This window comes from Pseudomonas sp. PDM01 (assembly GCF_014852325.1).
Classification (GTDB): Bacteria; Pseudomonadota; Gammaproteobacteria; order Pseudomonadales; family Pseudomonadaceae; genus Aquipseudomonas; species Aquipseudomonas migulae.
Window position 1 is genome coordinate 477,476 of record NZ_JACVBK010000001.1, and the last position, 15,096, is coordinate 492,571.

The following is a 15,096-nucleotide window of genomic DNA, read 5'->3' on the forward strand; positions in this document are numbered from 1 at the left end:
GGTGGATCAGGCATAGACGTCTGGTGCTAACACCGCAAAAGAACAGGCAAAGACGCCTGGAACCGCAAGGTTTCAGGCGTTTTTTTTTGCTTTTTGAACCGTTTTAGCCGGGTGCTTCTTATGAATTCCAATGTTGCCGCGTTGAACAAAGTGCAAACGCTGATCGTGATCGGCAATGGCATGGTCGGACATCATTGCGTCGAGCAGTTGATTGAGCGGGGCGCGCTTGACCAGTATCGGCTGCACGTCTTCAGCGAGGAGCCGATGCGTGCCTACGACCGCGTGCATCTGTCCGAGTACTTCTCGGGGCGTGATGCCGAATCGTTGGCGCTGTCCGATGCGTCGCTTTACCAGACGCCGGGCGTCACCCTGCATTTGGGTGTGCCGGTGCTGGAAATCGACCGCACCCGTCGCCAGGTGATTACCGCGCAAGGCAGCATCCCTTACGACAAGTTGGTGTTGGCCACCGGCTCTTACCCGTTTGTGCCGCCAGTCGAAGGTGCCGAAGGCGATTCGCGCCTGGTGTATCGAACCCTTGAAGACCTCGATGCGATCCGTGCCGCAGCAGCCAATGCCCGACGCGGCGTCGTGGTTGGCGGTGGCCTGCTGGGCCTTGAAGCCGCCAATGCCCTGAAAAGCCTCGGCCTGGAAGCGCATGTGGTGGAATTCGCCCCGCGCTTGATGCCGGTGCAGCTGGACACAATGGGTGGGCTCGCGCTCAAGTCGCAGATCGAAAGACTCGGCGTCGGTGTGCACCTGTCGCGCTCTACTCAATCGATCAGCGCGGGCGAGGAATATCGCTACCGCATGAACTTCGCCAACGACGAGTTTCTTGAAACCGACCTGATCGTGTTCTCGGCGGGCATCCGTGCACAAGATGCGCTGGCCCGGCAATGCGCGCTGGAGATCGGCCCGCGCGGCGGCGTAGTGATCAATGACGAATGCCTGAGCAGCGATCCGGACATTTACGCCATCGGCGAATGCGCCTCCTGGAACGGCGGCCTGTTCGGCTTGGTCGCGCCGGGCTACCAGATGGCGCGCGGTGTGGCGGCACGTCTGTGCAACGACACGGCCGAGCCGTTTCTGGGCGCCGACATGTCGACCAAACTCAAGCTGTTGGGCGTTGACGTCGGCTCCATCGGCGATGCCCATGGCAACACGCCAGGCGCACGCAGTTATCAGTTCATCGACGAAACCACGGCCAGCTATCGACGGCTGGTGGTGGATGCCTCGGGCAAGCATGTCATCGGCGCGGTGCTGGTTGGCGACAACAGCTATTACGACACGCTGCTGCAATACATGCAGAACGCGATTGCCTTGCCGGGGGAACCCGCCAGCCTGATCCTGCCGTCATCCGAAGGCGCGCCGACCCTGGGCCCGGGCGCGTTGCCCGAATCGGCCACGGTCTGCTCGTGCCACAACGTCACCAAGGGTTCCATCTGCTCGGCCATCGATGGCGGCTGCACCGACCTGGGCCTGCTCAAGTCTCAGACCAAAGCCTGCACCGGCTGCGGCGGTTGCGCCGGTCTGCTCAAGCAAGTGTTCGAACATGAGTTGATCGCCCGGGGCGTCAGTGTCGACAAAAGCCTGTGCGAACACTTTGCCTATACCCGTCAGGAACTGTATGCGCTGGTCCGCGTAGAAGGGGTCATCACCTTCGAAGAACTGCTGGCCAAACACGGCCGTGGCCACACCGGTTGCGACGTCTGCAAACCGGCCGTGGGCTCGATTCTCGCGTCGTGCTGGAACCAGCCGATCATGGACGCATCGCTGGTGCCGTTGCAGGACACCAACGACACCTTCATGGCCAACATGCAGAAAAACGGCACCTATTCGGTGGTGCCGCGCATTCCCGGTGGTGAAATCACCGCCGACAAACTGATCGCGATCGGTGTCGTGGCGAAAAAATACGACCTCTACACCAAAATCACCGGCGGTCAGCGGATCGACCTGTTCGGCGCGCAGCTGCATGAACTGCCGGACATCTGGGCCGAGCTGATCGAAGCCGGTTTCGAAACCGGGCACGCCTACGGCAAATCGACCCGGACGGTGAAGTCGTGCGTCGGCAGCACCTGGTGCCGTTATGGCGTGCAGGACAGCGTGCAAATGGCCCTGACCATCGAGGACCGCTACAAGGGATTGCGCTCGCCGCACAAGCTCAAGTTCGCAGTGTCCGGTTGCACCCGTGAGTGCGCCGAAGCCCAGAGCAAAGACGTCGGCGTGATCGCCACCGAGAAGGGCTGGAACCTCTACATCGCCGGTAACGGCGGCATGCGCCCGCGCCACGCCGAGCTGTTCGCCACAGACCTGGACGATGCCACGCTGATCCGCTACATCGACCGTTTCCTGATGTTCTACATCCGCACCGCCGACAAACTGCAACGCACCTCGGTGTGGCGCGAAAGCCTGGAGGGCGGCCTCGACTTCCTCAAAGAGGTGATCATCAACGACAGCCTCGGGCTCGGCGCCGAACTCGAATCGCAGATGCAACTGGTGGTCGACCGCTACGAATGCGAGTGGGCAAACGCCCTCAAAGACCCGGAAAAACTCAAGCGCTTCCGGACCTTCGTCAACGACAAACGCCCGGACCCGGACATCCATTTTGTCCAGGAACGCGGCCAACGGCGCCCGATCATGGCCGCCGAACTCAACCTGATCCCTGTCACCGAGGAGATTGCCTGATGAGCCAGTCCACTACCCAACGCATCGATTCCCTGGCCGACAGCGATGTCTGGCAAAGCGTGTGCGAGCAGCAGGACCTTGTCTCTAACTCCGGCGTCGTCGTGTGGCTCGACGGCGCACAAGTGGCGCTGTTCTACCTGCCGGGCGCGGAGGGGCGAAGCCTCTACGCCATCGACAACCATGACCCGCAATCCGGGGCGAACGTCATCGGGCGCGGGTTGGTCGGCAGCATCAAGGGGGACCTCGTGGTTGCTTCACCAATCTACAAACAGCATTTCCGTCTTGAGGATGGCAGTTGCCTGGAGTACCCGCAGCAACGGTTGCGGGTCTGGCCGGTGCGGCTTAACGGCGACGTGGTGGAAGTCGGGCTGGCTTGAGGTCAAGCATCGGCAATGAGCAACGATAGCGGAGGGAACCATGAAAACAGCCGCACAGCTACTGAAACTGAAGGTCGTGCAAAACCAGCACGTGCATAGCATCGCGCCAGACCAGATGGTGCTTGAAGCACTGAAAATGATGGCCGAGAAGAATGTGGGCGCGCTGCCGGTCATCGAAGCAGGGCAGGTGGTCGGCGTTATCAGCGAGCGCGACTATGCGCGCAAGGTTGTTCTGCAAGGACGCTCCTCGGTCGGCACACCGGTGCGCGACATCATGAGCGCGCCGGTGGTGACAGCCGACAGTCAGCAGAGCATCGAGCGCTGCATGGAAGTCATGACTGACAGCCACCTGCGGCATCTGCCGGTGTTGGATAGCGGCGAGTTGATCGGGTTGTTGTCGATTGGCGACCTGGTCAAAGAGGCGATTGTCGAGCAGGCCGATTTGATCCGGCAGTTGGAGTACTACATTCGCGGGCACTAAGCGGGCCGGGGGCATGCTGAAGCCGTATTGGCGCGCGCGGGCGAAGCGTTGAGCCTGCGTCGCAACATGCAAAGCACCCGGCAAATTTTTTTTGAAATCAAGGGGTTGCCAGCCTTCGGAAATCAGTACATAATTCACGCCATCGAAAGCACTGACCGCTGAAAAAGCTCAATGTTTTCAAGGAGTTAGATCTAGATCTTCTCCAAGACTGTACGCGTTTGGTGTTGTGCTACATGACATCAGATGTTTGAGGCCGAGTAGCAAAATGGTTATGCAGTGGATTGCAAATCCACCTACGCCGGTTCGATTCCGACCTCGGCCTCCACTTTAAACAAGCTCCGTAGATCGATGATTTACGGAGCTTTTTTATTTGCGTTGTCCTGCAAGATTTAGTCTTGAAATGGGCGTTTGCAAACTTGCTTCACCGGGACGGGATGTATATATTTCGTCCTCTGCTGCACAGGCGTCAGAACTGACAGATCATCATTTGTCAGCCATCAGACTGCCTGACCGCGCTACCGCCCGAATGGCGAAACTGGTAGACGCATGGGACTTAAAATCCCCCGCTCGTAAGGGCGTGCCGGTTCGATTCCGGCTTCGGGCACCATGAATATCAAAGGCTTGCGTGAGATACCTCACGCAGGCCTTTTTCATTTTTACTCGGCTATTTCTCGAAGTGATCTGCGAACGATCACTTTGCCGACTTCATCTTCTTGCGAGGCCCAGGATGGCATGGAAGGCACTTAAGTACCTGGTGGTATCGGGCATCGTTCTGGCGAGCGTGGTCTACGCGTCAAGGTATGCGTACTTCAATTACTACATGGAGTACCAGGCTAAAAACCTTGTCAGGGATTATCTGAAAGATCCTCAATCCGCGGTGTTCAGGAACATTGACTCCAGGCACCAGGTATTTTGCGGCGAGGTGAACAGTAGAAACAGCTTCGGGGGAATGGTCGGTTTTTCAAGGTTCATCGCACTTCCTCGCGATAGCAGAGTTTTACTGGAGGAAGAGTTTGAAAGCCGAAACGCTGGGGAGTTGTTTGAACAGTCGTGGAGGCTGACCTGCGAACCGGCTTGAGTGGGACTCTTACCGTAATTTATAAAATCAAGGGTTTGCCAGTGAAAGCTGATGCAAACCCTTGTTTGTTTCCGGTCAACTATTTTCACTTGCCGCTTTTGTCAGCAGGCTGATTCGCCTTGCGTCGATCAGCGCCGGAAGGGTTGCCGGTGTCAACGAGCCTTCTTTCTCGCAATATATTTTGCAATGCCTGACGAGCTGCCGGATCAAGCTGATGTTCTCTTGCTTTGAGCTCCAGCAAGATCGGGCTGGACCAGCGGCAGTATTCTTCTTCCGCCTCACGGATCGTCGTCATTTACTCCTCCTTGATCGGGCGCCTGCCCACATCGTCGGGGCAGAATCGATGCGATAGAAACCCTAGCTGAGGAAAACGCTTATCGCCAAAAATGAAATGGTATACAGCGCTATTGAACTGATCGTCGAATAATCTATTCGGCTGATCTCAACCCCAGACACCCGTAGCCGCCGTGCGGCGAACATAGTCGCTGAAGTCCCGCGCCGGGCGACCCAGTGCACGCTGTACGCCGTCAGCCACCGGTGTATTGCGGCCATCGAGTACGGTGGTGAAGAGGTACAGCACGAGTTCAATCAGCTCTGTTGGTAGTTGGGCCTGTTCCAGCGCCTGGCGATAGGCGTCGGGTGGCACGGCGACGAAACCGACATCGCGTTTGGACGCGTGGGCAATTTCGGCGGTGGCCTCTGCAAAGGTCAGCGCGCGCGGTCCCGTCAGCTCATAGAGTTGGCCTGAGTGCCCCGGTTTGGTCAGCGCCTCTACCGCAATCTCGGCGATGTCTTCCGCATCGACAAAGGGCTCGGCGATGTTGCCGACGGGGAGGGCGAGTTCTCCTTGCAGGATTGGCTCAAGAAAGTGCGCTTCGCTGAAGTTCTGAAAGAACCAACTGGCCCGCAGGATGGTCCAGTCCACGCCGCTGTTTTGAACGACGCGTTCTGCCTGTTCAGCTTCAACTTCGCCGCGCCCTGACAACAGCACCAGTTTGCGGACGCCGCTTTTAACGGCCTAATCGGTGAATGCCTGCACAGTTTCAACCGCACCGGGGACCGCAAGGTCTGGCTGGAACGAAATGTACACCGCGTGAATTCCCTCAAGCACCGCTTCCCAGGTGGAGCGATCCTCCCAGTCGAACGCCGGATCCGCCCCACGAGAGCCTAAACGAACAGGCACATCGGCCGCTTGCAGCCGTTGAGTGATCCGTCGCCCGGTTTTGCCTGTTGCGCCGAGAATCAGGATTGTCTCTTGGGTGGTTTTCATCGCGTTCATCTCCATCGGTTTAATGTGAGTGATGCTCATGTTTAAAAAGATGATAAACGCTCATGTTTTATCGTCAACCGGAAGAACCGGTGAAACCGACGTACGGGCGGTGCTAAGGTGAGGCTATGTCATGTTATTGATCGGGAAGCACGCCAGTGCCGAAGAAAACCACCGAAGCCCACGAGCAAGCCGTTTCAGAACCTGTCCGGCGCAATCCCACGCAGCAGCGCAGCCGCGAACGCCAGGAGCGAATCCTGGCGGCGGGGACGCAATTGATTGCGAGCAAGGGCAGCGATCAAGTGAAAATGAGTGAAATCGCCGAAATGTGCGGGATTTCGATCGGCTCGCTTTATCAGTATTTTCCAGACAAGAGTTCGGTGATTCGCACCTTGGCCGAGCGCTATAACGCCGAAAGCCGTCGTTGTATCGAAGTCGCCATGGCTGCGGTCGAGGACGCGCAAGGGCTGCGCGAGGCCTTTTCACAGCTGTTGGACGAGTATTACGAGATCTTCCTGGCGACACCGGCGATGCGTGACATCTGGTCAGGCATGCAGGCAGACAAGCAACTCATGGCGCTGGAACTGCAGGAGTGTCGGATTGCCGGCGGGTTATTGGCGGATGCGATGCTGCGGGTAAACCCCAGCAGCGATATACAACAGGTTCAGGCGTCTGCCTTTCTGATCTGGAGTCTGGGCGAGGCGACAATGCGCCTGGCCATCTCATGCGCTCCCGAGGAGGGACGCGCGCTGGTGGAAGCGTTCAAGCGGATGTCTTTGCGAGAAATCATGGGGCCGGCGGCCGGGCCGAGTGAACGTGCTTCAACCGCCGAACCTGTCAGTTAAACGAATGGTTGACCGCTAAAGCCACGGGGCAACCGTTGCAGCCCGGCCATGGCGGTAAGCCGCTCGACCCATGCTGCGCGCCAGTCATTGGCAGTGTGAGTAGCTTTGGCTTTGCGTGCTGCGCGGCGTGCCGCGTTGCGTTGGTCTTTGCGTGCATCCTTGTATGCATCGGTGTTTCGGCAACTTCTGCATTTCACTCGGTTCAGTTCAGTGGTTGAGGTGAGCTTGCTGCCTTTGTGGCCGCAAGCCAGATGCCCGGCAACTTTGAAGTGAGTAACCATCAGACGCCTCCTTCGTGACGTGTGACTGTTTGACCTCCCGCGAGTGATGACGTTCGTTGAATGCAGGCGAGCAAAAAGAAGGCCCGCATGCGGGCGGGCCAAGGGATATTTCAAAAGGAGTAGGGCTACAGTAAGGCGTGAGTTGTGAAGGCTGTGTGAAATGACCGGGCAAAAAAAATCCCGGTACAGGGCCGGGTTTGGGATTCAGCAGCAGGTGATCAGGCAAGGACGCACCCGGTGACGATCATCGTCGCCGTTCATGCGTCCTGGCCGTGCGCTCGTGTCCGGAGTCCAGATCGAATCATCTGAACCGCGGCAGCGGCGGCTCGACAGGTTTGAGCGAAGACAGCGTGTTACGAATCAGCGGCGTGTCCTTCTCGATGTCGTTCAGGCGATCACGAATCCTGAGGGCGGTCGGGTGCCCGCCTTGATGATCGACCCAGTCGGCGATTTCCTTGCACGCTGCGGCCAAGCGAACCTGGCGCGAGTCGAGCAGGGTGAGCAGGGTGGTGATGGACTCTTTTTCGGACATGGCAAACACCTCCGTTCAAGAAACCTGGCAGTGGCAGCAAAAAGCCCGCAAGGAGCGAGCTTTCTGCCGATGGGGTCGCTGTTCCCTCAGCCATTTTTCAGTATAGACCCGGACTTCAGCCTTGTCGGGCCACCACTTGCGATCGGGCATTGAGTTGATCGCACGCGCGTTGGGCTTTTTCTTCAAGATCGTAGCCGTCGCCGATGTAGCCGTTAGTCCGCGTATCGGTGATGCGATACCAGAAGGTGGCTTCAGGTGGCTGATGTTGGTCATCCCCGGCTCGGCGGCCATAAACGATGATCTTGTTGCAGCGCTTAACAACGTAAATGTCTTCCATGGCTTCACTCGAAGCTAATTTGTGTCACAACAACTATAGAAGCCATTGGTGATCGCGCAAAAAATGAACAGGTCAGTTCGTCGGTTGAGTCGCCTCGATCATCTTCTCCAAATACATCGCCAGCCCGACTTCCTCGGCCTTCAAGCCTTTACGTGTTCTCGGGCGCGGTAACTCGGCCAATGCCCCCATCAGGAAACCCTCAAGCACCGCCGGGTGGATGTAGCACTTGCGACAAACTGCCGGGGTGTTGCCAAGTTGCCTGGCGACGTTCTTGACCATCTCCACCACATGCCGCCTGGCGTCTGATTCCGGTTCCCACTGCAAACCGCGCAACACCGACAACGCCAGCGCGCTACCAGCCCAGGTGCGGTAATCCTTGGCGGTGAAGTCGGTGCCGGTGAGGGTTTGCAGGTAGGCGTTGACGTCGGAGGAACTGACGGTGTGCCGCTCGCCGCTTTCATCCAGATACTGAAACAGGTTCTGCCCTGGAATCTCCTGGCAGCGTTTGATGATTCGTGCCAGGCGCCGGTCTTTCACGGTGATCTGGTGCTCGACGCCGCTCTTGCCCCGGAACTGGAACCGGATCGCACTGCCGTTGATCTCGACGTGCCGGTTGCGCAGCGTGGTCAGCCCATACGAGCGGTTGTCCCGGGCGTACTGCGTGTTGCCGACCCGAATCAATGTCGCGTCGAGCAAGGTAATGACCGTGGCCATGACCTTGTCACGGCTGAAGCCCGGCGCGGCCAACAGCGTTTCAAGCTGTTTGCGCAGTTTCGGCAGGGCGAGCCCGAAATCCCGCAGGCGCGAATATTTGTCGGCATCGCGCACTTCGCGCCAGCGCGGGTGATAACGGTATTGCTTGCGCCCCCGGGCATCACGGCCAGTGGCTTGCAGATGCCCACGCGGGTCGGCGCAAATCCAAACGTCGGTGTAGGCCGGGGGGACGGCGAGGGCATTGATACGTTTGATTTGCTTTGGGTCGGTGATGCGTTTTCCGCACGGGTCGAAGTAGCAGAACTTGCCACGCAGTTTCTTGCGGGCGATGCCGGGCTGGGTGTCATCGACATAATGCAGGTCAGGTGGCAGCGCATCAGTCAGCGCGGAATCGGGCATGGCGGTAGTCCTTGGCGACGAATCAGGGGCCGTTACAGCCATTGACCGCTTGCCAGTGCAGTCGTGCCAGCGGGTTTACGCCAGCACCGCCACCGCTTTGATTTGCGCCCAGAGTTGTTGGCCGGGATGCACCTGCAATTGATCCCGGGAGTAGCGGGTGATTCGCGCCAGCAGCGGTGTGCCGGCTGCGTCCAGGCGGATCAGCACGTGGGCGGCGTTGTCTGCGCCCATTTCACTGATCACGGTCACCGGCAGACGGTTGAGGATGCTGCTTTGCTCGGCGCTGTGCAGGCTCAGGCTGACATCGCGCGCCTGGACCTTGCAACGCAACGCCTGGCCGGGGTCCATCGGCGTGTGCGTCACGCGGATGTTCAGAGCGGTGCCTGGCAGTTGCAAGGTCAGCAACTGATAATCGGCGTCATAGGCACTGACGTGGCCCTCGATCACCACGCCGGCGTCATCGCCCAACGCCAAAGGCAAATCGAGCCGGGCCAGCGTTTCGCCGATAGGGCCGCTGGCCAGGGCTTTGCCGTTGCTGAGCAGGACGATGTGGTCGGCCAGTCGCGCCACTTCATCCTGGGAATGGCTGACGTACAGCACCGGGATGTCCAGCTCATCGTGCAGCCTTTGCAGGTAGGGCAGGATTTCGCCTTTGCGTTGCGAATCCAGCGCCGCCAGCGGTTCGTCCATCAGCAACAGTTTTGGGCTGGTGAGCAGCGCGCGGGCAATGCCGACACGCTGTCGCTCGCCACCCGACAAGTGCTGCGGATGGCGGTCCAGCAGATGACCGATGCCCAACAGTTCCGTCGCGTGCGCCATGTCGACCCGGCGTTGTTGTCTGGGGATTCGCTTGAGGCCGAACTGCAGGTTCGCCAACACCGACAGGTGCGTAAACAGACTGGCTTCCTGGAAGACATAGCCGATCGCGCGTTTGTGCGGCGCTACGAAAATCTTCTTGTCGCTGTCCTGCCAGACTTCATCGTTGACCTGGATAAAGCCTTGTTCGGCCCGTTCCAGGCCTGCGATGCAGCGCAAGCAGGTGGTCTTGCCCGAGCCGGAATGGCCATAAAGCGCGGTGACGCCACGGCCGGGCAGTTGCAAGTCCACATTCAGGGCGAACCCCGAATACCTCAGTTTCAGACGTGTTTGAATCATCGATCAGCTCCAGCCCGCTTTGGTTTTACGGCTGGAGTACAGCGCCAGCAACACGGCAAACGAGAACACCAGCATCGCCCCGGCCAGCCAGTGGGCCTGGGCGTATTCCATGGCTTCGACGTGATCGTAGATCTGCACCGAGACCACGCGGGTCTTGTCGGGGATGTTGCCGCCGATCATCAGCACCACGCCAAACTCACCGACGGTGTGGGCGAAACCGAGAATCGCGGCGGTGATGAACCCCGGTCGGGCCAGAGGCAGGATCACGCTGAAAAATGTGTCCCAGGGATTGGCGCGCAAGGTCGCAGCCACTTCCAGTGGGCGGGTGCCAATGGCAGAAAAAGCGTTTTGCAACGGCTGGACCACGAACGGCATCGAATAGAGCACCGAGCCGATCACCAATCCGGCAAAACTGAACGTCAGGGTTCCGAGCCCCAGCGATTGAGTGAAGTGGCCGATAAAGCCGTTAGGGCCCAGCGCCAGCAACAGATAAAAACCGATCACCGTGGGCGGCAGCACCAGGGGCAGGGCGACAATCGCCCCGACCGGGCCGCGCAGCCACGATTGGGTGCGCGAAAGCCATAACGCAATCGGGGTGCCGATCACCAGCAGGATAACCGTCGTCAGGGACGCCAGTTTCAGGGTCAGCCAGATGGCGGAAAAATCGGCACTCGACAGGGTCATTTAGAGTTGGTAACCGTAGGATTTGATGACAGCAGCGGCTTTCGGACCTTTGAGGTAGTCAACCAGCGCCTTGGCAGCCGGGTTGTCCTTGCCTTTGTTGAGGATCACCGCGTCTTGTTTGATCGGGTCGTGCAGGCTGGCTGGAACGATCCACGCCGAACCGCTGGTGACTTTGCCGTCTTTGTAGATCTGCGACAAGGCGACAAAGCCCAGTTCTGCGTTACCGGTTGAGACAAACTGATAAGCCTGGGTGATGTTCTGGCCTTCAACGATCTTGTCCTTGACCTTGTCGGTCAGGCCCTGCTTGGCCAAAACCTGGGTGGCAGCCAGGCCATAAGGGGCGGCTTTCGGGTTGGCGATGGACAGATGCTGATATTCGTTCTTTTTCAGCACATCCCCTTTGGCATCGACGTAACCTTCTTTAGCCGACCACAACGCCAGGGTGCCAACGGCGTAGGTGAAGCGCGAGCCCTTGACGATGTCGCCTTCGGCTTCGAGTTTTTGCGGGGTGGTGTCGTCCGCCGAGAGGAACACTTCAAACGGCGCGCCATTCTTGATCTGCGTATAGAACTGGCCGGTTGCACCGAAGGAGGTGACCAGTTTGTGCCCGGTGTCTTTCTCGAAATCAGCAGCGATAGCCTGGATCGGCGCGGTGAAGTTGGCCGCGACGGCGACCTGGACTTCGTCCGCCTGGGCCGCGCCAATGGCGAACACAGCAAGCAGGCTCGCCAGGCAAGTAGGGGCAAAACGTGAGGCACGAATGGTCATGAAACGGCTCCGTTGTAGGCAGGGACAGCGAGGGGTTAAAACGCTATATAGCGGAATATATAGCGAATTGCCTGCAAACGGAATGTGTTGATCTCGATTGCATTGCGGCGAAACGCCTCGCCCCAGGTCTTGTGCCTAGCGGTGCAACAGTTTTGCCAAGCCGTCTTGGGCCAGACGCTGCGTCAATTCTGCTGTCGTCATCTCACCCCCCAACCTGAATGCCTGCCCGGCCCAGAGGTTGCTGAAATCCGCTTCGCCCTTTGCCCGCAACGGCATCAACGCCCCACCTGCCAACGGGAAGGCCGGTGCTTTATCGCAGATCGGTCCGAGTTCGCGCATCACGCGATTGAGAATCCCGCGTGCCGGGCGGCCGGTGAAAATGTTGGTGACGGCAGTCTCGCTTTCTTTGGCCGTGCGCAACGCCTTGTGGTGAGAGGCGCTGACCTTGGCTTCCGGCGTAAACAAATACGCCGTGCCCACCTGCACCGCGGACGCGCCCAACAGAAACGCCGCCGCCACGCCCCGTGCGTCGGCAATGCCGCCAGCGGCAATCACCGGCACTTTCACCGCGTCGACAATTTGCGGCAGCAGCGCGAAGAGGCCCACCTGGCTGCTCAAATCGTCGCTGAGAAACATGCCCCGATGGCCACCGGCTTCGTAACCCATGGCGATGATCGCGTCGCAGCCATGCTGCTCAAGCCAGACGGCTTCTTCGACAGTCGTCGCCGAAGACAGCACTTTCGCCCCGGTTGCCTTGATGCGATCCAGCAGGGATTTTTCCGGTAGGCCGAAGTGAAAGCTCACCACTTCGGGACGACATTCTTCGATCACTTCACAGGTCGCGTTATCGAACGGCGCGCGATTGGATACCGGCGTCGGTGCGTCGAAATCCACGCCGAGTTCGCGGTAGTAGGGTTGCAGCAGATTCTTCCAGTCCCGGGCACGCTGCTCGTCGGCAGGGGGCGGCTGATGGCAGAAGAAGTTGACGTTGATCGGGCGCTGAGTGTGTTGGCGAATGGTCTTCAATTCTTCGCGCAACTGCTCGGTGGTCAGCATGGCTGCGGGCATCGAGCCCAGGCCGCCGGCATTGCTCGCGGCGATGACCATGGCCGAACCGGTTGCGCCAGCCATCGGAGCCTGGATGATCGGCAGTTCGATCCCCAGCAAATCGATAATTCGGGTGTCTGGCCATTGGCTCATTTCAAGGTTCTCCGGGTCATGACGGGGCAGGGCTGCAGGACGGGACTTGTATCAGCAAAGACAGGCGCAAGACCCATCGGGTTTCAGGATGGGGCATTCCTGGATTGGCTTAAAGTCGGGTACGGCAAAAGGTTGCAGTGTGATATTCCAGTAGCACGACAACTGAATGATCTGACAGGAGACGACAATGTTCCAAGGCATTTTGATCGACAAAGACGACAGCGGTTACCGGGCCACACTGCAAGAGATCAATGACGATCAACTGCCCGAGGGCGATGTGACAGTGCGTGTGGCGTACAGCACGCTGAACTTCAAGGACGGTCTGGCGATCACCGGCAGCAGCCCGGTGGTGCGAAAATTCCCGATGGTGCCGGGCATTGATCTGGCGGGGACTGTCGAAGTCAGTGGGCATCCGGACTACAAGGTCGGTGATCAAGTCGTACTCAATGGCTGGGGAGTCGGTGAAGGGCATTGGGGCGGATTGGCGCAGAAGGCGCGCCTGAATGGCGACTGGCTGATTCCGCTGCCTCGGGAATTCACCGCTGCCCAGGCAATGGCGATCGGCACGGCCGGTTACACGGCGATGCTGAGCATCCTGGCTTTGGAACATAACGGTGTGACGCCTGAGCAGGGTGACGTTCTGGTCACGGGTGCCAACGGTGGTGTAGGCAGTTTCGCCATCGCGCTGCTGAACAAGCTCGGCTACCGGGTGGTCGCGTCCACTGGCCGCACCTCTGAACACGACTACCTCAAGCAATTGGGTGCCAGCGAAATCATCGACCGCGCGACATTGTCCGAGCCGGGAAAACCACTGGCCAAGGAGCGTTGGGCGGCTGTGATCGACTCGGTCGGCAGTCACACCTTGGCCAACGCCTGTGCCAGCACGAAAGTCAACGGCACTGTCGCCGCGTGTGGTTTGGCGCAAGGCATGGACTTTCCGGCCTCTGTCGCCCCGTTCATTTTGCGCGGCGTGACCCTGGCCGGAATCAACAGCGTGACCCAACCCAAAGCCAAGCGGGTATTGGCATGGAACCGTCTGGCCAAGGATCTGGACTTTGCCTTGCTGCCGCTGATCAGCCACGAAATCGGTTTGAGTGAGGCGATCGATGCGGCACCGCGATTGCTCGCCGGTCAGCTGCGTGGCCGTGTGGTGGTGGATGTGAATCGCTGAAAGCAAAAATCGCAGCCTGCGACTGCCGCAGGCTGCGATCTTTTGATTTATTGGCTTTCGCGCTCCAACAACTGCCGCTTGCGCTCCACGCCCCAACGATACCCCGACAAGTTGCCGTCACTGCGCACCACGCGGTGGCACGGGATCGCCACCGCCAGGCTGTTCGCGCCGCAGGCCTGGGCTACGGCGCGCACCGCTTTCGGCGAGCCGATGCGCTGCGCGATGTCGGCGTAGCTGGCGGTGCTGCCGACAGGAATCTCCCGCAGGGCTTGCCAGACGCGCTCCTGAAACGCCGTGCCGCGCACATCCAGAGGCAAGTCCAGGCCGATAGCCGGCGCTTCGATAAACCCGACAACCTGGGCGATCAACTGCTCGAACCCGTGGTCGGCGCCGATCAGATTGGCCCGCCGAAACTTGTCCTGCAGGTCGCACACCAGTTGGTGCGGATCATCGCCCAGCAGAATCGCGCACACCCCGCGTTCGCTTTGCGCCACCAGAATCGCCCCTAAAGAACACTGGCCGACGGCAAACCGAATGTCGTTGTTCTGGCCTTCGGCACGGTAATCGCCAGGTTTCATCCCCAGCAATTGATCCGCCGCCTCATAAAATCGGCTATTGGAATTGAAACCGGCGTCATACAAGGCATCGGTCACCGAACCTCCATCGATCAAGCGTTGGCGAACCTTGCGTGAACGGTGGGCCGTGGCGTAGCCCTTGGGCGTCAATCCGGTCACGGCTTTAAAAACTCGGTGAAAGTGGAAGCTGCTCAGGCCCGCCACGTCGGCCAACTCACTCAGTGCCGGCAGATGCTCTGCGGTCTCGATCTGACGGCACGCGGCAGCCACCGTTGCGGCATGTTGCGCGGCGACGTCACTTTGATCCTTCGCCGCGCGTTTGCTCGGGCGGTAGCCGGCCGCCTGGGCTTGCTCGGCGGTGTCGAAGAATTCGACATTCTGCGGCTTGGGCAAGCGCGCCAGGCTGCTGGGGCTGCAATAGATGCCGGTGGTTTTCACTGCATACACAAACTGCCCGTCTGCGCGGGGATCGCGTGCGACGACGGCGGCCCAGCGCGGATCGTTTTCGGTGGCGATTCTTGTCGATTGGCGTGTCATGGCTTCTTGTCCG

At 59.4% G+C, this 15,096-nt stretch carries 16 protein-coding genes, 2 tRNA genes and 1 pseudogene; 8 read left to right on the forward strand and 11 right to left on the reverse strand.

What is annotated here, in order from left to right:
• Window positions 1-120 precede the first annotated feature (120 nt).
• The 6 genes from nirB to IB246_RS02265 all read left to right on the forward strand — a co-directional run bounded on the left by nirB (window position 121) and on the right by IB246_RS02265 (window position 4,618).
• On the forward strand, window positions 121-2,682 hold the full coding sequence (gene nirB / locus IB246_RS02240; protein ID WP_008037087.1) for a nitrite reductase large subunit NirB: 2,562 nt from the start codon (window positions 121-123) through the stop codon (window positions 2,680-2,682).
• Window positions 2,682-3,059 (forward strand): nitrite reductase small subunit NirD, encoded by a 378-nt coding sequence (gene nirD, locus IB246_RS02245; RefSeq protein ID WP_008037086.1) that lies wholly within the window; start codon window positions 2,682-2,684, stop codon window positions 3,057-3,059. The genes nirB and nirD overlap by 1 nt, the downstream gene beginning before the upstream one ends.
• Before the next feature lie 40 nt (window positions 3,060-3,099).
• Window positions 3,100-3,540: a CBS domain-containing protein gene (locus IB246_RS02250; RefSeq protein WP_008029579.1), complete on the forward strand. Its 441-nt coding sequence runs from the start codon at window positions 3,100-3,102 to the stop codon at window positions 3,538-3,540.
• Window positions 3,541-3,791: 251 nt separating this feature from the next.
• Window positions 3,792-3,865, forward strand: a tRNA-Cys gene (locus IB246_RS02255).
• Between the two features lie 195 nt (window positions 3,866-4,060).
• Window positions 4,061-4,147, forward strand: a tRNA-Leu gene (locus IB246_RS02260).
• A gap of 120 nt (window positions 4,148-4,267) precedes the next feature.
• Window positions 4,268-4,618, forward strand: coding sequence for a hypothetical protein (locus IB246_RS02265; protein WP_008036925.1), 351 nt, complete (start codon window positions 4,268-4,270; stop codon window positions 4,616-4,618).
• Between the two features lie 85 nt (window positions 4,619-4,703).
• Here IB246_RS02265 and IB246_RS02270 read toward each other — a convergent pair whose 3' ends face one another.
• Window positions 4,704-4,913: a hypothetical protein gene (locus tag IB246_RS02270; protein WP_008031035.1), complete on the reverse strand. Its 210-nt coding sequence runs from the start codon at window positions 4,911-4,913 to the stop codon at window positions 4,704-4,706.
• A 147-nt stretch (window positions 4,914-5,060) separates the two neighbouring features.
• Window positions 5,061-5,888: pseudogene (locus IB246_RS02275) on the reverse strand (NAD(P)H-binding protein).
• 155 nt (window positions 5,889-6,043) lie between these two features.
• On the opposite strand from IB246_RS02275, the gene IB246_RS02280 reads away from it, so the two are divergent.
• Window positions 6,044-6,730 carry a TetR/AcrR family transcriptional regulator gene (locus IB246_RS02280; RefSeq protein WP_008036911.1) on the forward strand — a complete coding sequence of 229 codons (687 nt, stop codon included), beginning with the start codon at window positions 6,044-6,046 and terminating at the stop codon, window positions 6,728-6,730.
• Here the strand turns inward: IB246_RS02280 and IB246_RS02285 are convergent.
• The 8 genes from IB246_RS02285 to IB246_RS02320 all read right to left on the reverse strand — a co-directional run bounded on the left by IB246_RS02285 (window position 6,727) and on the right by IB246_RS02320 (window position 12,800).
• Window positions 6,727-7,011: a hypothetical protein gene (locus tag IB246_RS02285; protein ID WP_008036910.1), complete on the reverse strand. Its 285-nt coding sequence runs from the start codon at window positions 7,009-7,011 to the stop codon at window positions 6,727-6,729. The two genes, IB246_RS02280 and IB246_RS02285, sit on opposite strands and share 4 nt — an antisense overlap.
• Window positions 7,012-7,312: 301 nt before the next feature.
• On the reverse strand, window positions 7,313-7,543 hold the full coding sequence (locus IB246_RS02290; RefSeq protein WP_008031039.1) for a hypothetical protein: 231 nt from the start codon (window positions 7,541-7,543) through the stop codon (window positions 7,313-7,315).
• A gap of 115 nt (window positions 7,544-7,658) precedes the next feature.
• Complete coding sequence (locus IB246_RS02295) at window positions 7,659-7,880, reverse strand: hypothetical protein (protein WP_008036909.1); 222 nt, start codon at window positions 7,878-7,880, stop codon at window positions 7,659-7,661.
• Between the two features lie 72 nt (window positions 7,881-7,952).
• On the reverse strand, window positions 7,953-8,993 hold the full coding sequence (locus IB246_RS02300) for a DNA topoisomerase IB (protein ID WP_008036908.1): 1,041 nt from the start codon (window positions 8,991-8,993) through the stop codon (window positions 7,953-7,955).
• A 75-nt stretch (window positions 8,994-9,068) separates the two neighbouring features.
• The gene (gene modC / locus IB246_RS02305) at window positions 9,069-10,148 is read right to left on the reverse strand and encodes a molybdenum ABC transporter ATP-binding protein (RefSeq protein ID WP_008036907.1); all 1,080 of its coding nucleotides are present in this window, start codon (window positions 10,146-10,148) and stop codon (window positions 9,069-9,071) included.
• Between the two features lie 3 nt (window positions 10,149-10,151).
• Window positions 10,152-10,832 (reverse strand): molybdate ABC transporter permease subunit, encoded by a 681-nt coding sequence (modB, locus tag IB246_RS02310; protein ID WP_192227047.1) that lies wholly within the window; start codon window positions 10,830-10,832, stop codon window positions 10,152-10,154.
• Window positions 10,833-11,600 (reverse strand): molybdate ABC transporter substrate-binding protein, encoded by a 768-nt coding sequence (gene modA / locus IB246_RS02315; protein WP_008031048.1) that lies wholly within the window; start codon window positions 11,598-11,600, stop codon window positions 10,833-10,835.
• A 135-nt stretch (window positions 11,601-11,735) separates the two neighbouring features.
• Window positions 11,736-12,800 carry an NAD(P)H-dependent flavin oxidoreductase gene (locus IB246_RS02320; protein WP_008036904.1) on the reverse strand — a complete coding sequence of 355 codons (1,065 nt, stop codon included), beginning with the start codon at window positions 12,798-12,800 and terminating at the stop codon, window positions 11,736-11,738.
• Between the two features lie 187 nt (window positions 12,801-12,987).
• On the opposite strand from IB246_RS02320, the gene IB246_RS02325 reads away from it, so the two are divergent.
• The gene (locus tag IB246_RS02325) at window positions 12,988-13,971 is read left to right on the forward strand and encodes an MDR family oxidoreductase (protein WP_008036902.1); all 984 of its coding nucleotides are present in this window, start codon (window positions 12,988-12,990) and stop codon (window positions 13,969-13,971) included.
• A 47-nt stretch (window positions 13,972-14,018) separates the two neighbouring features.
• On the opposite strand, the gene ada is transcribed toward IB246_RS02325, so the two are convergent.
• Complete coding sequence (gene ada / locus IB246_RS02330) at window positions 14,019-15,083, reverse strand: bifunctional DNA-binding transcriptional regulator/O6-methylguanine-DNA methyltransferase Ada (RefSeq protein ID WP_008031054.1); 1,065 nt, start codon at window positions 15,081-15,083, stop codon at window positions 14,019-14,021.
• Between the last annotated feature and the right edge of the window lie 13 nt (window positions 15,084-15,096).